The organism is Pantoea sp. EEL5 (genome assembly GCF_049892805.1).
Classification (GTDB): domain Bacteria; phylum Pseudomonadota; class Gammaproteobacteria; order Enterobacterales; family Enterobacteriaceae; genus Pantoea; species Pantoea ananatis.
Window position 1 is genome coordinate 276015 of the sequence record NZ_JBNDNJ010000002.1, and the last position, 16601, is coordinate 292615.

A 16601-nucleotide genomic window follows, 5' to 3' on the forward strand; every position below is an offset into this window, starting at 1 on the left:
CTCCTTTGTCCTTTTATCACCAGGTCAGCGTGACGCTGAGGGTGTCCGAATAAACCCCGGCGCGCGTCGGGCCGGGTAACTGCAGCGAGCCATATATCGGTAACGTGATGTTATTCGCATTGCTGTAGCTCAACGGCACTGCCGTGTTCACCGGAATCGGCGTGGTACGTGCAGCATTGCTGTAGAGGTAATAGGGAACCGTGTTGGTGTTGTTAGCCAGCTTCAAATTACGGGTCGAGGTATAGTTACTGCCGCCATTGATGGTCATGCTCAGCGTGGTGCCCGGTGTGCAGGCAAGGTTAATCGTGGAACTTTGTACATAGCTGGCGCTAACGCTGTTCGTGGCCAGCCCCGACTGGGTACCAAAATTAAGCGTGCCAAAGATCCCCGTATTCGTGCCTGAGACCACGCAACCCGCAACGATTGACGCTGACACCTGGAATGTGGTGGAGCTGGTCGTGATGCCCCACCCATTACCACTCACCCACAGCAGCAGCCCGCCAACGGTGACCGAAACAGGTGACCACTTTGCCGTCATCTGTCGCTACTCAAACACGAGCACTCAATAGTTCACGGCGACGTTAATCGTATCGGTGTAAGTCCCGGCCGGTATCACAGGGTTAAAGCCGCCGCCCACGACGCGCCCGTAGATGGCGTAATTGGTACCAAGCGTCGGATCGGTGGTGCCGCTGGGCGCAATATTGGTGTTATTTGCGATGGCGGTGCTAAAGGAGGCGTCGCTATAGAGGGTATAAGCGATGCCCTGGGTATTATCCGCCCCCAGCACCAGGTAGCGTGGAGCGGATGACACGGTGCCGTAGACGGTTCCCGGTGCCGCATTGCTGCTGGTCACCTGGACGTTAAAGGTTTGACCGGTTGTGCAGCGCACGTAGATACCGTTACCCGCCGCGCCCACTAAGGTGGCATTCAGGGTATCGAAGGTCGCGGCACTGCTGCCAAAGTTTAACGAACCGAAATTTACGCCAGTGGTGGCGGACTGCCCGTTCACCAGACAACCCGTGGTTAATGTTAGCGTCGCGTTAATCGCACCCGTGGTGGTGGCAGCAAACGTCGCGGAAGGCAGCGCCGTAGTCAACCCGACAACGAACAGAAAAAGCTTGAATTTCATAACCATTCCTTACCGATTATTGAGGATCAGTGCTTTTTCACCTGATGGCGTAATACAAAAAACCAGAAAAATTAGAATCTTGCTGTAAGTTATTAGCATCCTGCCAGCGTTTTTGACGATAACCGCGTCATCGGGTTGAACGTTTTATATTAGTTTTTTTTACTATACATCAGCTTATGCGCTGTGGCGAAACTCCGCGTAAAAATTTTTATTATTTTGTTACATTAGCCCCCTTCATCTGCCTCGCCCGTTAATGCATGAAAATAAAAAAGGCGAAACTGCCGGCCCTCTATCCCACTTTCGGTTTCGATGATATGTTTTCGCACCGGTCTGAAACGCTCACCGAAACGCTTCGGTTACGGGCGAACGTCAAGGAAAGTATTGGGGTGTCTTCGCCTGTTAAGTTCTTGAAAAAGTCTCGTTTTTAGGTGGCTCTATGTCACTGAGACGCATGGGAGGATAGCGGAGAAGGGAAAGCGGCACCCCAGCCGTCCGGGCAAAATCGCGCTGCATGACTATCATGTATTTTGCCTGTAATGAGGATTGATTGATCCTGACGCTCGGAAGCATCGATATCTTCTATTAAAAAAGCCTAAGTTAGTATTTTTCTGCGCCGATAAACGGTAAACAAGGCAAAAGATCTTTTTCAACTCCATTATTACAGCTGCGTATTCGGCGCTGTTCGGAAAACCCTATGTTAGTGGCCTCTTATAACGCATTTATTGTCGTCATTTCGGTATTGGTGGCGATGCTGGCTTCATTTACTGCGCTGGATATGGCGGGACGCGTGGCGACCTCAACCGGTAAAGTGGCGCTCGTATGGCTGCTTGGCGGCGGCTTTGCCATGGGCATCGGCATTTGGGCAATGCACTTCATCGGCATGCTGTCTATGGATCTGGACATGATGATGAGTTACGACGCCCGGCTGACGGCGCTGTCTGCCGGTATTGCGGTGTGCGCCTCAATATTCGCGCTGTGGCTGGTCTGTCATGGGGAGTTGCCCCTGCCGCGCTTAGCCGGCGGAGCCATCGTGCTGGGCTCGGGCATTGTAGCCATGCACTATACCGGCATGGCCGCGCTGATGCTGTCGCAGGGGATCGTCTGGAACTGGGGCTGGGTGCTGATATCGGTGATCATTGCGCTGGCTGCCTCCGTTGCCGCACTGTGGCTGGCATTTAAACTACGGGAAGGGCATGAGGGACGCGTCGCGACTCTGCGAGTGTGCGCCTCGGTGGTGATGGGCGCCGCGATTGCCGGCATGCACTACACCGGCATGATGGCGGCTGAATTCCCTGCGGGCAGCCATAGCATGGACGCTGGCGTTAACAGCAACTGGTTAGCCATGGTTGTGACCGTGGTGACCCTTGCCATTCTCGGCATTACGCTACTGGTTTCCATGCTGGATGCGCGTATGCAGGCCCGAACGTCGATCCTGGCCAGTTCGCTGGCGGAAGCCAATCGTGAGCTGGCACAGCTGGCGCTGCACGATAACCTGACCCGACTGCCCAACCGTATCCTGTTGGAAGATCGTCTTGAACAGGCCATTAACAAAGCCAACCGGGAGTGCAGTCAGTTTGCCCTGATGTTCATGGATCTTGATGGGTTTAAAGCGGTAAACGATGCTTTTGGTCACCATATTGGCGACAGTCTGCTGATCAGCGTGACGGAAAGGATGAGTGAGCAGATGAAAGGCTACTACACCCTGGCGCGGCTGGGTGGCGATGAGTTTGTTCTGCTGATTGAAATTACCGAACCGAACGATGCGGCAGCGGTGGCCGATCAACTGGTGAAAGCCATCGATCGCCCGTTCTCCATTTCCCGTTACGATCTGGTGGTGTCGTTAAGCATTGGTATCGTGGTGTATCCCGGCGATGGCGAGGATGAACGCGAGCTAATGTTTAATGCCGATGCTGCGATGTATCACACTAAAAACAACGGTCGAAACGGTTACACCTTCTTCCAGCCGTCCATGAATATCCTGGCGCAGAGCCAGCTACAGCTTAATAACGACCTGTGGCATGCGCTGGATAACGATGAGCTGCGCCTGTATTACCAGCCAAAATTCTGTGCCCCGCATGGCCCGATTCTGGGCTTCGAGGCGCTGCTGCGCTGGCAGCATCCAAGGCACGGCTTACTGTCGCCGGACTGCTTTCTGCCGATGGCGGAAAAAACCGGCATGATAGTCAATATTGGTAACTGGGTAATTAATGAGGCCTGCCGCCAACTGCACCAGTGGCACCTGCAGGGCCATCCTGAGTGGTCGGTGGCGGTAAACCTGTCGGCGATGCAGTTTGAGCAGAGTAACCTGGTCGATACCGTTAAGCAGGCGCTGGCGCTGCACCATATTCCGGCCGCGCAGCTAACGCTGGAGGTGACCGAAACCACGGCCATGCGCAATCCTGATGATAGTGTGCGCATTCTGACCGAACTCACCGAACTGGGCGTCAAAGCGTCGATCGATGACTTTGGTACTGGCTATTCCAGCCTGCTGTATCTCAAACGTCTGCCGGCCAGCGAGCTGAAAATCGATCGGGCCTTCGTGAACGAACTTCAGCATCAGTCAGAAGATGCCACCATTGTGTCGGCGATCGTTGCGCTGGCGCAGTCACTGCATTTAAAAGTGGTAGCCGAAGGCGTCGAAACGCCTGAACAGCAGGCGTTTCTTACCGATCTTGGCTGCAACACTCTGCAGGGATATCTGCTCGGTCGCCCCCTTCCACCGGAGCGGATTGAAGAGATGGACGTGTTTGCCCGCGCAGAAACAGACAAACCCGCTGAACTGGAGTGTTAGCGCCACGGCTTTTTTTGTTACAGATGTTCAACATGCTAAAGTGACGCCTCAGCATCAGGAGCAACATGCCGTGGCGAAATATCAGCGATTAATGGACGACATTCAGCAGCAAATAGAAGCCGGTATCTGGCCCCCAGGCACCCGACTGCCTTCGCTGCGCCAGCAGGTCGCCCGGCAGGGGGTGAGCCTGATGACCGTGCTGCATGCCTATGAATTGCTGGAAAGTCAGGGATGGATCGTCTCGCGTCCGCAGTCCGGCTATTACGTGGCGCCGCGGGCGCTGGCGGCCGCGCCGCTCAGCGTGGCCATTAGCGAGCGGGTAGATATCAACGACTTTGTCTTCGACATCCTGCAGGCCACGCGCGATCCGGCCATCGTGCCGTTTGGTTCAGCGTTTCCCGATCCGGCTTTGTTTCCCCAGCGCCAGCTTATGCGCTCGCTGGCGAACGTTTCCCACCAGCTGACGCCTACCGATGCGTTACATAACCTGCCGCCTGGCAATGCGACGCTGCGCCAGCTGCTGGCCCAGCGCTACGCCCGCCAGGGCATGACCTTATCGCCCGATGAAATCGTCATCACCAGCGGTGCGCTGGAGGCGCTGAACCTCAGTCTGCAGTCCCTGACCGAACCCGGCGACTATGTCGTGATTGAGCAGCCCAGCTTTTATGGCGCACTCCAGGCGATTGAACGGCTTAAGCTCAAGGCGCTGGCTATTCCGAGCGATGCCCAGAACGGCATTGATTTACAGCAGCTTGAGGATGCGCTTCAGCGCTGGCCGGTGAAGGCCTGCTGGCTGATGACGACCCTGCAAAATCCGTTAGGCGTTACCTTGACGCCCGCGCGTAAACAGCAGCTGGTGGCGTTACTGGCCCGTCATCAGGTGCCGCTTATTGAAGACGATGTGTACGCAGAGCTGTGGGACGAACGCGCACCGCCCCTGCCGGCCAAAGCCTGGGACCGCGAGGGCAACGTGCTGCACTGTGGATCATTTTCAAAATCACTGGTGGCGGGATTTCGGGTGGGTTGGGTGGCGGCAGGTCAGCATGCACAGCGCATTCAACGTCTGCAGCTGATGAGCACGCTTTCTACCAGCGCACCGATGCAGCTGGCGCTGGCCGATTTTCTGGCAACCCGCCGCTACGATAATCATCTGAAACGGCTGCGGCAAAGCCTGGTCAAGCGCCAGCAGCTGGCCCGCCAGGCACTGATAAAGGTTCTGCCTGCGCAGTCAACGGTAAGTGACGCGGCGGGGGGATATTTTTTATGGGTCACGCTGCCGGACAGCATCAACACCACGCAGCTTTACCAGCGGGCGCTGGCGAAAGGCATCAGTATTGCGCCGGGGCAGATGTTTGCTGCAGGTGAACAGTTCAGCCACTGTTTCCGGCTCAATACCGCCTGGCCCTGGGATTCACGGGCCGAGGCGGCAGTCGTTACGCTGGGTGAAATTATGGCGGAAATGGCCGGCGATTAAACCTGCGCGGCCTGGCGATGTCCCCATGTCAGGTAGTAAACGTCGTAAAAGTCCACTTCGCCTTTCTGTTTCAGCAAACGATCAATCCCTGTTTTCACGCGCTCTGGCGCATCTGGTAAAGACATAATGCGCGAGACCGCCTGTTCAGGCACCGGCTGCACGTAATACCATTCGCCGTTGTAGCAAACCCGCAGGTCCAGCGCATCGATATCTTCGAAGCGGTATTTGGGATTGATGTCCAGCAACATCAGAAAGCTCATCACCAGCACAAAAGCGGTGGCAAACCAAAACGCCGGCCAGCCCAGCATCTCAGTGGAAAAAATCAGAGCCACGCACAGGCCGTAGCACAGGTACATCACCGCCCACAGCCCGGGATGCTTTTTCAAAAAAGAGAAGCTGAAACGCGGCAGGTTATCGCGGCGTTCTTCACGGTTGAGCGTATTAATTTCGTCGATCAAGATCTGTTTAATGGCGTCCATCGTTCCCCTCACTTTCAACTGATAGCAATTAGAACAGATAACAGTCAAGCCGTTCAGACACAGATGACGCCATTTTTTATATAACAGTTTCGCTTTCACGCACGGACTGTGCCGCCACGATGTTCAGGGCGCGCGGTGCCAACTGGGTGAAATAGTCGACAGCAGGCCGCAACAGTGCCTCATCGGGATTAAAAGCTGGATGATGCAGGCCAAACGCGCTGGCACTGCCGATATTCACAAAGGCGCCCGGTACCTGCTGCAGATAAAAAGCAAAATCTTCCCCGCCCATCAGCGGCGTTGCAGCCTCTTCCGCGCAATAGCCGCTTTGGGCGGCCTGGTCCAGCGCAACCTCTGCCCATTCTGGCGTATTGATCAGGGCAGGCGGCCCTGCTATCCACTCCAGTTCTGCCCGCGCGCCGAAGCCTGCTGCGAGGCCCTGAATCAGCGTGGTCATACGCTCAGGTATCTGCTGACGTAGCGCTGCATTATGGGTGCGGACCGTGCCTTCCAGCTCTACCTGCTGCGGGAGGACATTCCAGGTGTTCCCCGCCGTAAAACGCGTGACGCTCAAAACGACTGTGTCCAGAGCGCTAAACACCCGCGCAGGCAGCGTCTGTAGGGCGGTGACGATGTGGCTTGCAATGACGATAGCGTCAATCCCCTCCTGAGGCCGTGCGGCATGGGCGCCCTTGCCGTGCACCCGAATCGTAAAGCGGTCAACGTTGGCGTAAAACGCGCCTGGCCGGGTTCGCAGCGTGCCCAGCGGCAAATCGGGCGCGTTATGCATGCCGAAGATGGCCTTTACGCCGTTCAGCGCGCCTGCGGCAAGCAGCTGGCTGGCCCCTTCAAACGTCTCTTCTGCGGGCTGAAAAAGAAGCCGCACGCGGCCCGGCAGCGTGGCTTCGCGTTGCTTAAGCTGATGTGCCACGCCGAGCATCACCGCGGTATGAATATCGTGCCCGCAGGCGTGCATTACGCCTGACCGCTGGGATTGCCAGGGTACGTTCACCCCTTCATCGATGGGAAGGGCATCAATGTCGGCGCGAAAGGCGATCAACGGTTCTCCCTGGCCGATTTCCGCCACCACGCCGGTCTTCAACGGCAGGGGCAGCAAACGAATGTCACCCTGCTTTAACCAGCGTGTAATACGTTCCGTGGTGGCAAACTCCTGATGAGAGAGTTCGGGATGCTGGTGCAATTCCCGACGCCACTGCACCAGCTGTTCCGTTAATAATGACGTCATGAGTCTCCTTATTTAAACAGGCCAACGCCTTATCTGAGGCTGCTGACGGGTGATTAAAGATGATTCGGTTGCCAGGGGTAATCGCGTAATAACGTCGGGGCGTTTTCATGGGTAAATAAAACCGGCACACCGGCAGGTTGATTATTATCTCGCGACACATGATGGCGGGGGGATAACGCGCTGTCAGAGGCTGAGCCCGCCCGCGCCGTCTGCGCTTTTACTGCGCTGTGCTGGCAGTCTGAACCCTGTTTACCTGAAAAGAGACGGTGTAATAACATGCTGAATTTTGCCATGCTTTTTTTGCCCTGAGATCGTGAGTTTGATGAATCATCATCAGGCGAGATCTTTCGCGGATAAAATAAGGAATTAATCAAAGCTTAGTTAAAATACGCAAATGGTGATTGAGCGATTTTTTACTCTTCTCCGCGATCATGTTTTACGCGCGGAAATAATAATCTCCTCGGTTGATTACTTTATTATTTAAATTCTATTGCCGTTTTTTAACTTCATATTCTCATATTTATTGTTTTACGAAATATATCCTCATCGCCACACTGGCCCATAACGGAAATGAGTGAGGACAGGTGAATGGCATATCAGTTAAGTCTGTTAGACAAAGCCCCCGTAGCGGAAGGTGAAACACCGGCGGCGTCGCTCCAGCGCACGTTGCAGCTGGCGAAACAGGCTGAAAAATGGGGCTATCACCGCTTTTGGCTGGCTGAACACCACAATATTGAGCAGCTGGCGAGCCCGTCACCTGAGGTGTTGATCGCCTGGCTGGTGGCGCAAACTCAACATATTCGTATCGGCTCTGGCGGGGTGATGCTGCAGCACTACAGCCCCTACAAAGTGGCAGAAAACTTTAATTTACTGGCGTCGCTGGCGCCGGGAAGGATCGATCTGGGCATCGGTAAAGCACCGGGCGGCCTGCCGCTTTCAACTCGGGCACTGCAGCTTGGGGTCCATCAGGACGAAAAGGGCAGTTTTGACGAACAGCTTACGCAACTGGACAGCTGGCTGAAGCCTGAGACAGGACCGCGGGACGAGGACGAAGCCGTGCGCGCGACGCCGTTACCGGCCCGTCCGGCACAGCGGTTTCTGTTAGGCGGGAGCGAAGAGAGTGCACGGCTGGCGGCCCGGCTGGGCTGGCAGTTCGTGTTTGCCGCGCATATCAACGGCGATCGTCAGCTTCTGGCGCGATCTCTGCGGGCCTATTCACAACAGGCTCAGGGCAAACGGGCGCTGGTGGCGGTGCAGGTGGTCGTAGCTGACTCGCCCGCCGAGGCCGAGCTGCTGGTGGCCGATCTCAGGCATTTTCACGTGCAGGCCAAAAACGGGCCAGGCGTGAACGTCGCCAGCCTGGAACAGGCGGAGCGTTATGTCCGTCAGGGCGGTTTTACGGACTACCTGATTGAGCCACGTACGCCGTCCCTGTTGAAAGGCACCGCTTCACAGGTCCACGCCCAACTGGAGGCCCTGCAGCGCAACTTCAGCATTGACGAGTTTGTTATCGACACGCCGATTGCCGATCCCCGCGCGCGTTACCGATCGCTGGAGCTACTGGCCACCCATCAGTGGGTCGCCGCCTGAGCACGATGTGTTAGCCGAGGTAAACCATGAGTCTGAACGAAGCACAGTTAATTGAATGGCGACGTGAATTACATACCTGGCCTGAACTCTCCGGCCAGGAGTTTGCGACGACCGCGCGGTTACGCCAGTGGCTTCAGAATGCCGGCATTCGCTTGCTGGACTATCCACTGGAAACCGGCGTGGTCGCGGAAATCGGCAGTGGTGAAAACCTGATTGCACTGCGTGCCGATATTGATGCGCTGCCTATCCACGAGGCCAGCGGCGTCAGTTTTCACTCTCGCCAGCCGGGAGTCATGCACGCCTGCGGCCACGATTTACATAGTGCCGTGATGCTTGGGGCGGCGCTCGAACTGCAGGCTCAGCAACATCAGCTTCGTGGGCGGGTGCGTATTTTATTTCAGCCAGCCGAAGAGATTGCGTGCGGTGCCAGGCAGTTTATTCAGGCTGGCGTGCTGGATCAGGTACAGGCCATTTTTGGCATGCATAACGAGCCAGGCTTGCCGAGCGGGACCTTCGCCACGCGTGGCGGGGCGTTTTATGCCAATGCCGACAAGTTTGTTATCCACGTGACAGGTAAGGGCGCGCACGCTGCGCATCCCGAGCAGGGCGTTGATGCCATCGTGGTCGCCAGCCAGATCATTCAGGCACTGCAGGCGCTGACCAGTCGCAGCTTTAATGCGCTCGATAGCCTGGTACTCAGTATCACCCGCGTTGACGGCGGCAAGACCTGGAACGTGCTGCCGGAAACGGTGGAGTTTGGCGGTACGGCCCGCACCCACGATCTGCAACTACGGGCGGAACTGGAAAAACGTGTTCGCACGCTGGTGGAGAACATCGCCCTGGCGAATGGCGCTCAGGCCAGTCTGCACTGGCATGCCGGACCGCCCGTACTGGTTAACGACGCGAACTGGGCGCAGTTCAGCAGTGAGGTGGCTCGCCAGGTAGGCTATCAGGTTCAGACTGCCGATCTACACCTGGGTGGGGAAGATTTCGCCTTCTACCTCCAGCAGGTGCCGGGCGCGTTTGTCAGCATTGGCAGCGCCAGCGACTTTGGCCTGCATCATGCCGGTTTCACCCCCGACGAATCTTCGATAGCGCCTGCCGCCCACTATTTTGCGCAACTCGCCCGGCAGGCATTGCACCATCTTCACGACCGATGTCGTGAACCCGCCCTGAATTGATTTCAACCGCCTGAAGTGCCTGTGTGGCTGTCCCGGACAGCTGCCTGGCATCCTGATGCACAAAAGAGAGCACATCATGACCACAAGACAGCTTCGACTGGGCACCATTCTGCATGGCGCCTCTGGAAACATGTCGGCCTGGCGCCACCCGGCAGCCCAGGCAGATGCCAGCATTAACCTTGACTACGCGAAAAAAATCGCGCGTAAAGCGGAGCAGGGCAAACTGGATTTTCTGTTTGTCGCCGACGGCTTATTTATCAACGAAAAATCGATTCCCCACTTTCTGAACCGGTTCGAACCCTTAACGCTGCTGTCGGCTCTGGCTGGCGTCACCGAACATCTGGGGCTGGTAGGCACCGTCTCCACCTCATATAGCGAGCCCTTTACCGTGGCGCGCCAGTTCGCCAGCCTGGATCACCTGAGCGGCGGACGTGCGGGCTGGAACGTGGTCACTTCTCCGCTGGAAGGGTCGGCGAAGAACTTTTCTCGCCAGCAGCACCCTGAACATGCCTTGCGTTACCGTATTGCCGACGAATATCTGCAGGTGGTGAAAGGGCTGTGGGATTCATGGGAACAGGATGCCTTTGTTCGCAATAAAGAGAGTGGTCAGTTTTTCGATCCCGCGAAGCTGCACACGCTTAACCATCACGGCGACTTCTTTCAGGTGCAGGGACCGCTCAATATTTCCCGCACGCCGCAGGGCCGACCGGTCATTTTTCAGGCAGGTGCCTCGGAGGACGGCAAAAAGCTGGCGGCGCGTCATGCCGATGCCATTTTTACGCATCAGCCAACGCGAGAAGAAGCCCAGGCTTTTTACCGGGATGTTAAAGCGCAATTGGTGAAAAACGGCCGTCAGCCACAGGATCTGCATATTTTTCAGGGCGTAAGCGTGATTGTCGGCAGAGATGCAGAGGAGGTGGAGCAGCAATATCAAACCACCGCCGCGCTGGTTTCCATCCAGGATGCGCTCAACTATCTCGGTCGCTTCTTCGACCATCACGATTTTTCACAGTATCCACTCGATGCGCCTTTTCCCGATCTCGGTGATATTGGCCAGAACAGTTTCCGCAGTACCACCGACGAGATTAAACGCAAAGCCCGCGAGCAGGGGCACACGCTGCGTCAGGCGGCGCTGGAAGCGGCCACGCCACGTCCGCTGTTTCATGGCACACCGGAGCTGGTCGCCGACGGCCTGCAACTGTGGTTTGAAAGCCAGGCGGCAGACGGTTTCATCATCAACGGCGGTACGCCTGATACCTTTGAGCGTTTTGTTGACCAGGTGGTGCCCGTCTTGCAGGCGCGCGGGTTAGCGCGACGTGACTACCCGGGCCGAACGCTGCGTGACAGCTTTGCCTTGCCACAGCCGGTTAATCAATTCACCTCACAATAAGAGCCTTTGCTATGCATAAAACGAGTTTTATCGCCTTGCTGATGCTTAGCGTCAGCGGTGGCAGCCTGGCGGAAAGCACCAGTGTCGCCGTAAATGGCCAGCGCGTCAGTCTTGAGGCCAACAAAGCCCCGATCCACACGCCGAAAAATGCCAGCGCGGTGGCGCAGCTGCCCGCCAACTATCATTTTGCCGTACCGGGCGCGTTGACCGTGGCGGTAGCGGCGCTGAATTCCCCGCCGCTCACTGTTTTTTCGGATGACAATAAAACGCTGCTGGGTAGCGAAGTCGATATCGCCAGGCTGGTGGCCGACAGCCTGGGGCTGAGGCTCAACGTGGTGCCGGCCTCCTGGGAAGACTGGCCGCTCGGCGTGGCCTCGGGAAAATATGATGCCGCCATTACCAACATCACCGTGACGAAGGCGCGCAAAGAGAAGTTTGATTTTGCGACCTACCGTAAAGACTCGCTGGGGTTTTACGTCAAAACCAGCAGCCCAATCCAGTCGCTAACTAAAGCCGAGGATATTGCCGGACTGCGCATCATTGTGGGTTCTGGAACCAATCAGGAGGCGATTTTACTCGCCTGGGATAAAGAAAATCAGGCCAGGGGCCTTAAGCCTTTCACGCCGATTTACACCAAAGATGACGCCGCCCAGACGCTGGCGCTGCAGGCCGGACGAGCGGATGCGTACTTTGGCCCTAACGTGATCGGTGCCTGGAAAGCCGCGCTCAACGGCAAAACCCGCCTGGTCGGCAGCGTTGATGGGGGCTGGCCGAAAGCCGCGCACATTGCCGTCACGGTAAAAAAAGGCAGTGGGTTAGCTGAACCGATCAGCACCGCCCTGAACGGCGTCATTCAAAATGGTGACTATCAGAAGGTGCTGGATCGCTGGGGCGAGGGCGTTGAACGCATCGACCATTCCGAGATTAATCCACCGGGTCTGGGTGACTAAGGAGCGCATGATGAGTGAACTGCAATTCCGCGAGCTGTCACCGGATGCGCCGGAGCTGGTGCCCATCCTGACCGGTTTATTCGGTGAATATGCGGCCCGCTATGGCGATTATTTCAGCCGCCATCAGGAACAGGAGCAGGCCGAATGGTATCTGCCGCCGCACGGCTTATTTATTGTGCTGGAGCGCGACGGCGAGATTATCGCCATGGGCGCGTATAAACCTTACGACGCGCACACGGCAGAGCTGAAGCGCATCTGGACGCGTGGCGACCTGCGCCGTCAGGGGCTGGCGCTGGTGGTGCTAAAAGAGCTGGAGCGACGGGCGCTGCGCGCCGGTTATCAGCGCCTGTTTCTGACCACCGGTTTCCGCCAGCCCGAGGCGGTGCGCTTATATACCGGCCACGGCTATGAGCCGCAGTTCGATCTGAGTGGCGATCTGGAGCGTTTCGGACAGCCACCGCACGATGGACGCTTACGCTTCATCAAAGTCATCGACGTGCACAGCGTTGCGCAGGCAAGTTAAGGAGCGAGCATGCGTCATCAACAACAACTTCATGTGGTGCCTGCCCGCTATCCCGCCCGCACCCTGGGCGCCGTGGTAGCGCTGTTTATCCTGGCGGGCGTGGTGCAGTCGGTAGCGTTTAATCCACGCTGGGAATGGGGCGTGTTTGCCCGCTGGTTCTTTGATCCGGTAATTTTACATGGCCTGGGGCAAACGCTGCTGTTGACCCTGCTGGGCACGGTGTTCAGCCTGCTGTTCGGTGGCGTACTGGCGCTGGCGCGGCTCTCGTCGTCCCGGCTGTTAAGCAGCCTGGCATGGGGATACATCTGGCTGTTTCGATCGCTGCCGCTGATCGTGGTGCTGATCATTCTCTACAACTTCTCCTATCTCTACGACACGCTCTCTCTTGGCGTGCCTTTTACCTCGCTGTCATGGGGCCATTTTCAGACCATCAATGTGCTGGGCCAGTTTCCCGCGGCGGTGATTGGTCTGACGCTGGTACAGGCAGCCTACAGTGCAGAGATCATTCGCGGCGGCTTTCTGGGTGTCGATCATGGTCAGGTGGAAGCGGCTTCCGCCCTCGGGCTGTCCGCGTCGCGTCGCACCTTTCGCATCATTCTGCCTCAGGCGTTACGCACCATTATTCCGACGGCATTTAACGAGATTATCAGCCTCGCGAAGGGCACGGCGATGGTCTATGTGCTGGCGATGCCGGAACTGTTTTACACCATCCAGATGATCTACAACCGCAACCAGGAAGTGATCCCGTTACTGATGGTCGGCGCGGCCTGGTATCTGATTATCACCACCGTCCTGTCAGTGATTCAGCACAGCGTTGAGCGCTGGCTGGCTCGCAGCGTCAGCCGTGAACCCCAACCGTCGCGCTGGCGACAATGGCGCACTCGCGTCGCACCGCTTAATCCTGTTGAGGAGATCGGCCATGTCCGAAGCCATTGATTACCGCTTATCCCCTACCACCGGAGCCATCAGCATTACCGGCGTCAGCAAACGTTTCGGCAGGCTCAAGGCGCTGGACAACGTCTCGCTGGATCTGGCACCCGGTTCCGTTACGGTGATTCTGGGGCCATCAGGATCGGGAAAATCGACGCTGCTGCGCACCATTAACCACCTGGAACGCGTGGATGAAGGGTTTATCCAGATTGACGGCGATTACATTGGTTATCAGCGTCGGGGTGACAGGCTATATGAGCTGAAGGAGCGGGCGATTCTGCGTCAGCGCATTAACGTGGGCTATGTCTTTCAGAACTTCAATCTGTTTCCCCATCTTACGGTACTGCAAAATTTAATCGAAGCGCCCATCGCGCACCGTCAGCTCTCGAAGCGTGAAGCGATAATCCGTGCCGGTGAGCTACTGGATATCGTCGGCCTGCGTCATAAGGCCGATGCGTGGCCCCGGCATCTCTCTGGCGGGCAGCAGCAGCGCATTGCCATTGCCCGGGCTTTGATGCTGCAACCCCGGGTGATGCTGTTTGATGAGCCAACCTCGGCGCTGGATCCGGAACTGGTCGGCGAAGTGCTGGACGTGATTAAAAAGCTGGCCCGATCGGGCACCACGCTGGTCATCGTGACACACGAAGTGGGATTTGCCCGCGAGGTAGCTGACAACGTGGTGTTTATGGTGGACGGAAAAATTGTCGAGCAGGGCAGCAGTAGCCAGGTGTTAAACCACCCACGACATGAGAGAACGCGCCGCTTTCTGGCGCGCGTACTCTAAGGGGCCAGAATGAGATATGCCTGTGTGACGCTGTGCGCGCTGCTGGTGAGCGGCGCGGTTTTTGCCGAGGAAAAACCGGATGTCGCCCGAAATGAACAGCCGATTCACGCGCCGGTGAACCCTGAGGCGGTTAAAAAAATTCCGGCGGATTTTCATTTTGTTGAGCCCGGCACGTTAACGGTAGCGACTTCAGCCACTCACTCACCGCCGCTGGCGCTGCTGGCGGCGGATAACGTGACCCGCATTGGCGGCGATCCGGATATTGCCCGCCTGCTGGCGGACAGCCTCGGGCTGAAACTTAAACTGGTACCGGCTTCCTGGGAGGACTGGCCGCTGGGGATCAGTGCCGGGCGCTATGACGTGGCCATGTTTAATATCGCGGTGACCGAAGAGCGGAAAAAGAAGTTTGATTTTGCGACCTATCGGGCCGATAACCACGCCTTTGCCGTCAAGGCGGACAGTCCGGTCAGCGTGATAACTTCTCCGCCAGACGTGGCGGGCAAACGCATCATCGTGGCCTCCGGCACCAATCAGGAACGTATTTTACTCAGTTGGGACGCACAGAACCGGGCGAAAGGATTGCCACCGGTCACGCCGATTTACCTGACCGACGATGCCTCGGCCACGCTGTATCTGCTTTCAGGGCGGGCAGATGCGATGTTTGGTCCGCACGCCGTGGCGGCCTGGAAGGTGGCGTCACGCGGCCAAACGAAATTAGTCGGCGAGGGGCCCTACCGCGCCTGGGTAGCGGTGACCACGAAAAAAGGCAATGGCCTGGCCGCGGCGCTGCAAACCGCGCTGGATGGCACTATTGCCGGCGGGCAGTATCGCCAGGTGTTACAACGCTGGGGCGAGCAGGATGAGGCGATTACCCATTCGATGGTTAATCCACCCGGGATTATTTACTGAGTAAAACGAGCCAGCCAGGCGCTTCCGTTAAGGCCCATGAACGTGCACCGACCCGTCAGCTCTGGCGGGTTTTTTTATTTCCTTGCAACAGCCCGCGCAGCAGATCGGGGCGGTGTCATCGGCCCGTCATTTTCTGGCGGTATTGGTCTTCATCTTCGCGCTGACGGCGGCAAAAAAGCGGGCGGTTCAGCGGGCAACGGTGGCCGCCGCACCGTTTACAGATTAATCCTACCAGATAAAAAAGACTTAGCGGGTTAAGGAGATATTGTTAACAACTAATTTGGCTTTGGTTAGCGAGTTAGAGTGATTATGTAAATTGTGATGTATAGCGCACATTCCAACCCTGCGACCTTTGTCACACTAAAGAAAAAAAGGAGACATTGTATGACTGCCCAAACTTCCAGTCTGATGTTGCTGATGTCTTTCGCAGCAGGCACATTTTCAGCTGGGGCATCAAATAACCCACAACATTTAATGTTCGCCAGCCCGTCTGCCGGTGTACCAAACAATCCGCTGCCGCTCATTATCTGGCCACGCGTGGTGCCGGAGGACGAAGAGAATATCGCCACCTGGTTCGAGGAAACCTTTGAAAAAAATGGCTGGCCGCCTGACTGGCGCGATCAGTTGTTTCCCTATATGCACTACCATCCTAATACGCATGAGCTTCTTGGCGTCGCTGAAGGCTGGGCGGAAGTGCTGTTTGGGGGCGACAGTGGCCGCATGATTACCCTGCGGGCAGGGGATGCCGTGCTGATCCCTGCGGGTGTCGGGCATCGACAGGTTTCCGCCAGCGAAGATTTCCTGGCGGTAGGTGCCTATCCTGAAGGGCTGAAGCCTGAAATTCTGCGCGATGAAATCGGCCAGCTCAAACTGTCCCAGGAAAAAGTGAAAAAAGTCCCGTTGCCAAAACGGGATCCCTTTACGGGTAAAGCGGGCGCGATGACCGAGATCTGGACCCCGGTTGCCGCCATGATGCACAACCCGTAGCGCGCACAGGGACCGGCTGCCCAAAAGGGATGAAGACGTGGCTGCAGAGGTTTGGCAGCGGCAACCGGCCCCGCTGCCTCCTGCTGAGAGGCGGCCAGGAGACGTTAGCGCCTTTATAGCAACCAGTATTAAGATTTTTCATATCCCGGCGCCGCGCCGAGCCGGCGAAATATCCTGTCTTATCCTGCTGTTTTTCCTGATGAAAACCTGTTTAGGCGCTCATGTGCCGCTGACCGCGCCA

The 16601-nt window shown here is 56.9% G+C and carries 16 protein-coding genes; 11 read left to right on the top strand and 5 right to left on the bottom strand.

The features are described from left to right. Positions 1 to 16: 16 nt before the first annotated feature. Positions 17 to 538 carry a Csu type fimbrial protein gene (locus ACPXSQ_RS12885; RefSeq protein WP_013027201.1) on the bottom strand — a complete coding sequence of 174 codons (522 nt, stop codon included), beginning with the start codon at positions 536 to 538 and terminating at the stop codon, positions 17 to 19. A gap of 24 nt (positions 539 to 562) precedes the next feature. Beyond that, positions 563 to 1129, bottom strand: a complete 567-nt coding sequence (locus ACPXSQ_RS12890; RefSeq protein ID WP_014594610.1) for a spore coat protein U domain-containing protein — start codon at positions 1127 to 1129, stop codon at positions 563 to 565. Between the two features lie 694 nt (positions 1130 to 1823). On the opposite strand from ACPXSQ_RS12890, the gene ACPXSQ_RS12895 reads away from it, so the two are divergent. Further along, positions 1824 to 3920, top strand: coding sequence for a putative bifunctional diguanylate cyclase/phosphodiesterase (locus ACPXSQ_RS12895; protein ID WP_022623167.1), 2097 nt, complete (start codon positions 1824 to 1826; stop codon positions 3918 to 3920). 70 nt (positions 3921 to 3990) lie between these two features. Next, a complete protein-coding gene (locus tag ACPXSQ_RS12900; protein WP_024471042.1) occupies positions 3991 to 5394 on the top strand; it encodes a PLP-dependent aminotransferase family protein in 1404 nt (467 codons plus the stop codon). Here the strand turns inward: ACPXSQ_RS12900 and ACPXSQ_RS12905 are convergent. The 3 genes from ACPXSQ_RS12905 to ACPXSQ_RS12915 form a co-directional block, all read right to left on the bottom strand. Continuing rightward, on the bottom strand, positions 5391 to 5873 hold the full coding sequence (locus ACPXSQ_RS12905; RefSeq protein ID WP_014594608.1) for a YlaC family protein: 483 nt from the start codon (positions 5871 to 5873) through the stop codon (positions 5391 to 5393). The two genes, ACPXSQ_RS12900 and ACPXSQ_RS12905, sit on opposite strands and share 4 nt — an antisense overlap. A gap of 76 nt (positions 5874 to 5949) precedes the next feature. Next, positions 5950 to 7116, bottom strand: a complete 1167-nt coding sequence (locus ACPXSQ_RS12910) for an amidohydrolase (protein WP_013027197.1) — start codon at positions 7114 to 7116, stop codon at positions 5950 to 5952. A gap of 53 nt (positions 7117 to 7169) precedes the next feature. After that, entirely contained in the window at positions 7170 to 7409 is a 240-nt protein-coding gene (locus ACPXSQ_RS12915) for a hypothetical protein (protein WP_022623165.1), read from the bottom strand. A gap of 295 nt (positions 7410 to 7704) precedes the next feature. Here ACPXSQ_RS12915 and ACPXSQ_RS12920 point away from each other — a divergent pair, with 295 nt between their 5' ends. The 9 genes from ACPXSQ_RS12920 (at position 7705) to ACPXSQ_RS12960 (ending at position 16360) form a co-directional block, all read left to right on the top strand. Beyond that, positions 7705 to 8706, top strand: coding sequence for an LLM class flavin-dependent oxidoreductase (locus tag ACPXSQ_RS12920; RefSeq protein ID WP_426143976.1), 1002 nt, complete (start codon positions 7705 to 7707; stop codon positions 8704 to 8706). A gap of 26 nt (positions 8707 to 8732) precedes the next feature. Next, positions 8733 to 9887, top strand: a complete 1155-nt coding sequence (locus ACPXSQ_RS12925) for an amidohydrolase (protein WP_014605053.1) — start codon at positions 8733 to 8735, stop codon at positions 9885 to 9887. Between the two features lie 76 nt (positions 9888 to 9963). Continuing rightward, positions 9964 to 11277 carry an LLM class flavin-dependent oxidoreductase gene (locus tag ACPXSQ_RS12930; protein WP_033766210.1) on the top strand — a complete coding sequence of 438 codons (1314 nt, stop codon included), beginning with the start codon at positions 9964 to 9966 and terminating at the stop codon, positions 11275 to 11277. An 11-nt stretch (positions 11278 to 11288) separates the two neighbouring features. Then, positions 11289 to 12227: an ABC transporter substrate-binding protein gene (locus ACPXSQ_RS12935; RefSeq protein WP_014594604.1), complete on the top strand. Its 939-nt coding sequence runs from the start codon at positions 11289 to 11291 to the stop codon at positions 12225 to 12227. A 10-nt stretch (positions 12228 to 12237) separates the two neighbouring features. Beyond that, the gene (locus tag ACPXSQ_RS12940; protein WP_014605056.1) at positions 12238 to 12750 is read left to right on the top strand and encodes a GNAT family N-acetyltransferase; all 513 of its coding nucleotides are present in this window, start codon (positions 12238 to 12240) and stop codon (positions 12748 to 12750) included. 9 nt (positions 12751 to 12759) lie between these two features. Then, a complete protein-coding gene (locus tag ACPXSQ_RS12945) occupies positions 12760 to 13686 on the top strand; it encodes an amino acid ABC transporter permease (protein WP_426143979.1) in 927 nt (308 codons plus the stop codon). Further along, entirely contained in the window at positions 13670 to 14464 is a 795-nt protein-coding gene (locus tag ACPXSQ_RS12950; protein ID WP_015699521.1) for an amino acid ABC transporter ATP-binding protein, read from the top strand. The genes ACPXSQ_RS12945 and ACPXSQ_RS12950 overlap by 17 nt, the downstream gene beginning before the upstream one ends. Before the next feature lie 9 nt (positions 14465 to 14473). Further along, complete coding sequence (locus tag ACPXSQ_RS12955) at positions 14474 to 15373, top strand: ABC transporter substrate-binding protein (protein WP_426143982.1); 900 nt, start codon at positions 14474 to 14476, stop codon at positions 15371 to 15373. A 384-nt stretch (positions 15374 to 15757) separates the two neighbouring features. Then, entirely contained in the window at positions 15758 to 16360 is a 603-nt protein-coding gene (locus ACPXSQ_RS12960; protein ID WP_013027187.1) for a cupin domain-containing protein, read from the top strand. Positions 16361 to 16601 lie beyond the last annotated feature (241 nt).

What these genes read in the sequence shown, in the direction of transcription:
- ACPXSQ_RS12935 (WP_014594604.1), top strand. Translation starts at nt 11,289, where the DNA reads ATGCATAAAACGAGTTTTATCGCCTTGCTGATGCTTAGCGTCAGCGGT.
- ACPXSQ_RS12950 (WP_015699521.1), top strand. Translation starts at nt 13,670, where the DNA reads ATGTCCGAAGCCATTGATTACCGCTTATCCCCTACCACCGGAGCCATC.
- ACPXSQ_RS12915 (WP_022623165.1), bottom strand. Translation starts at nt 7,409, where the DNA reads ATGGCAAAATTCAGCATGTTATTACACCGTCTCTTTTCAGGTAAACAG.
- ACPXSQ_RS12940 (WP_014605056.1), top strand. Translation starts at nt 12,238, where the DNA reads ATGAGTGAACTGCAATTCCGCGAGCTGTCACCGGATGCGCCGGAGCTG.
- ACPXSQ_RS12910 (WP_013027197.1), bottom strand. Translation starts at nt 7,116, where the DNA reads ATGACGTCATTATTAACGGAACAGCTGGTGCAGTGGCGTCGGGAATTG.
- ACPXSQ_RS12890 (WP_014594610.1), bottom strand. Translation starts at nt 1,129, where the DNA reads ATGAAATTCAAGCTTTTTCTGTTCGTTGTCGGGTTGACTACGGCGCTG.
- ACPXSQ_RS12930 (WP_033766210.1), top strand. Translation starts at nt 9,964, where the DNA reads ATGACCACAAGACAGCTTCGACTGGGCACCATTCTGCATGGCGCCTCT.
- ACPXSQ_RS12955 (WP_426143982.1), top strand. Translation starts at nt 14,474, where the DNA reads ATGAGATATGCCTGTGTGACGCTGTGCGCGCTGCTGGTGAGCGGCGCG.
- ACPXSQ_RS12960 (WP_013027187.1), top strand. Translation starts at nt 15,758, where the DNA reads ATGACTGCCCAAACTTCCAGTCTGATGTTGCTGATGTCTTTCGCAGCA.
- ACPXSQ_RS12895 (WP_022623167.1), top strand. Translation starts at nt 1,824, where the DNA reads ATGTTAGTGGCCTCTTATAACGCATTTATTGTCGTCATTTCGGTATTG.
- ACPXSQ_RS12905 (WP_014594608.1), bottom strand. Translation starts at nt 5,873, where the DNA reads ATGGACGCCATTAAACAGATCTTGATCGACGAAATTAATACGCTCAAC.
- ACPXSQ_RS12925 (WP_014605053.1), top strand. Translation starts at nt 8,733, where the DNA reads ATGAGTCTGAACGAAGCACAGTTAATTGAATGGCGACGTGAATTACAT.
- ACPXSQ_RS12945 (WP_426143979.1), top strand. Translation starts at nt 12,760, where the DNA reads ATGCGTCATCAACAACAACTTCATGTGGTGCCTGCCCGCTATCCCGCC.
- ACPXSQ_RS12885 (WP_013027201.1), bottom strand. Translation starts at nt 538, where the DNA reads ATGACGGCAAAGTGGTCACCTGTTTCGGTCACCGTTGGCGGGCTGCTG.
- ACPXSQ_RS12920 (WP_426143976.1), top strand. Translation starts at nt 7,705, where the DNA reads ATGGCATATCAGTTAAGTCTGTTAGACAAAGCCCCCGTAGCGGAAGGT.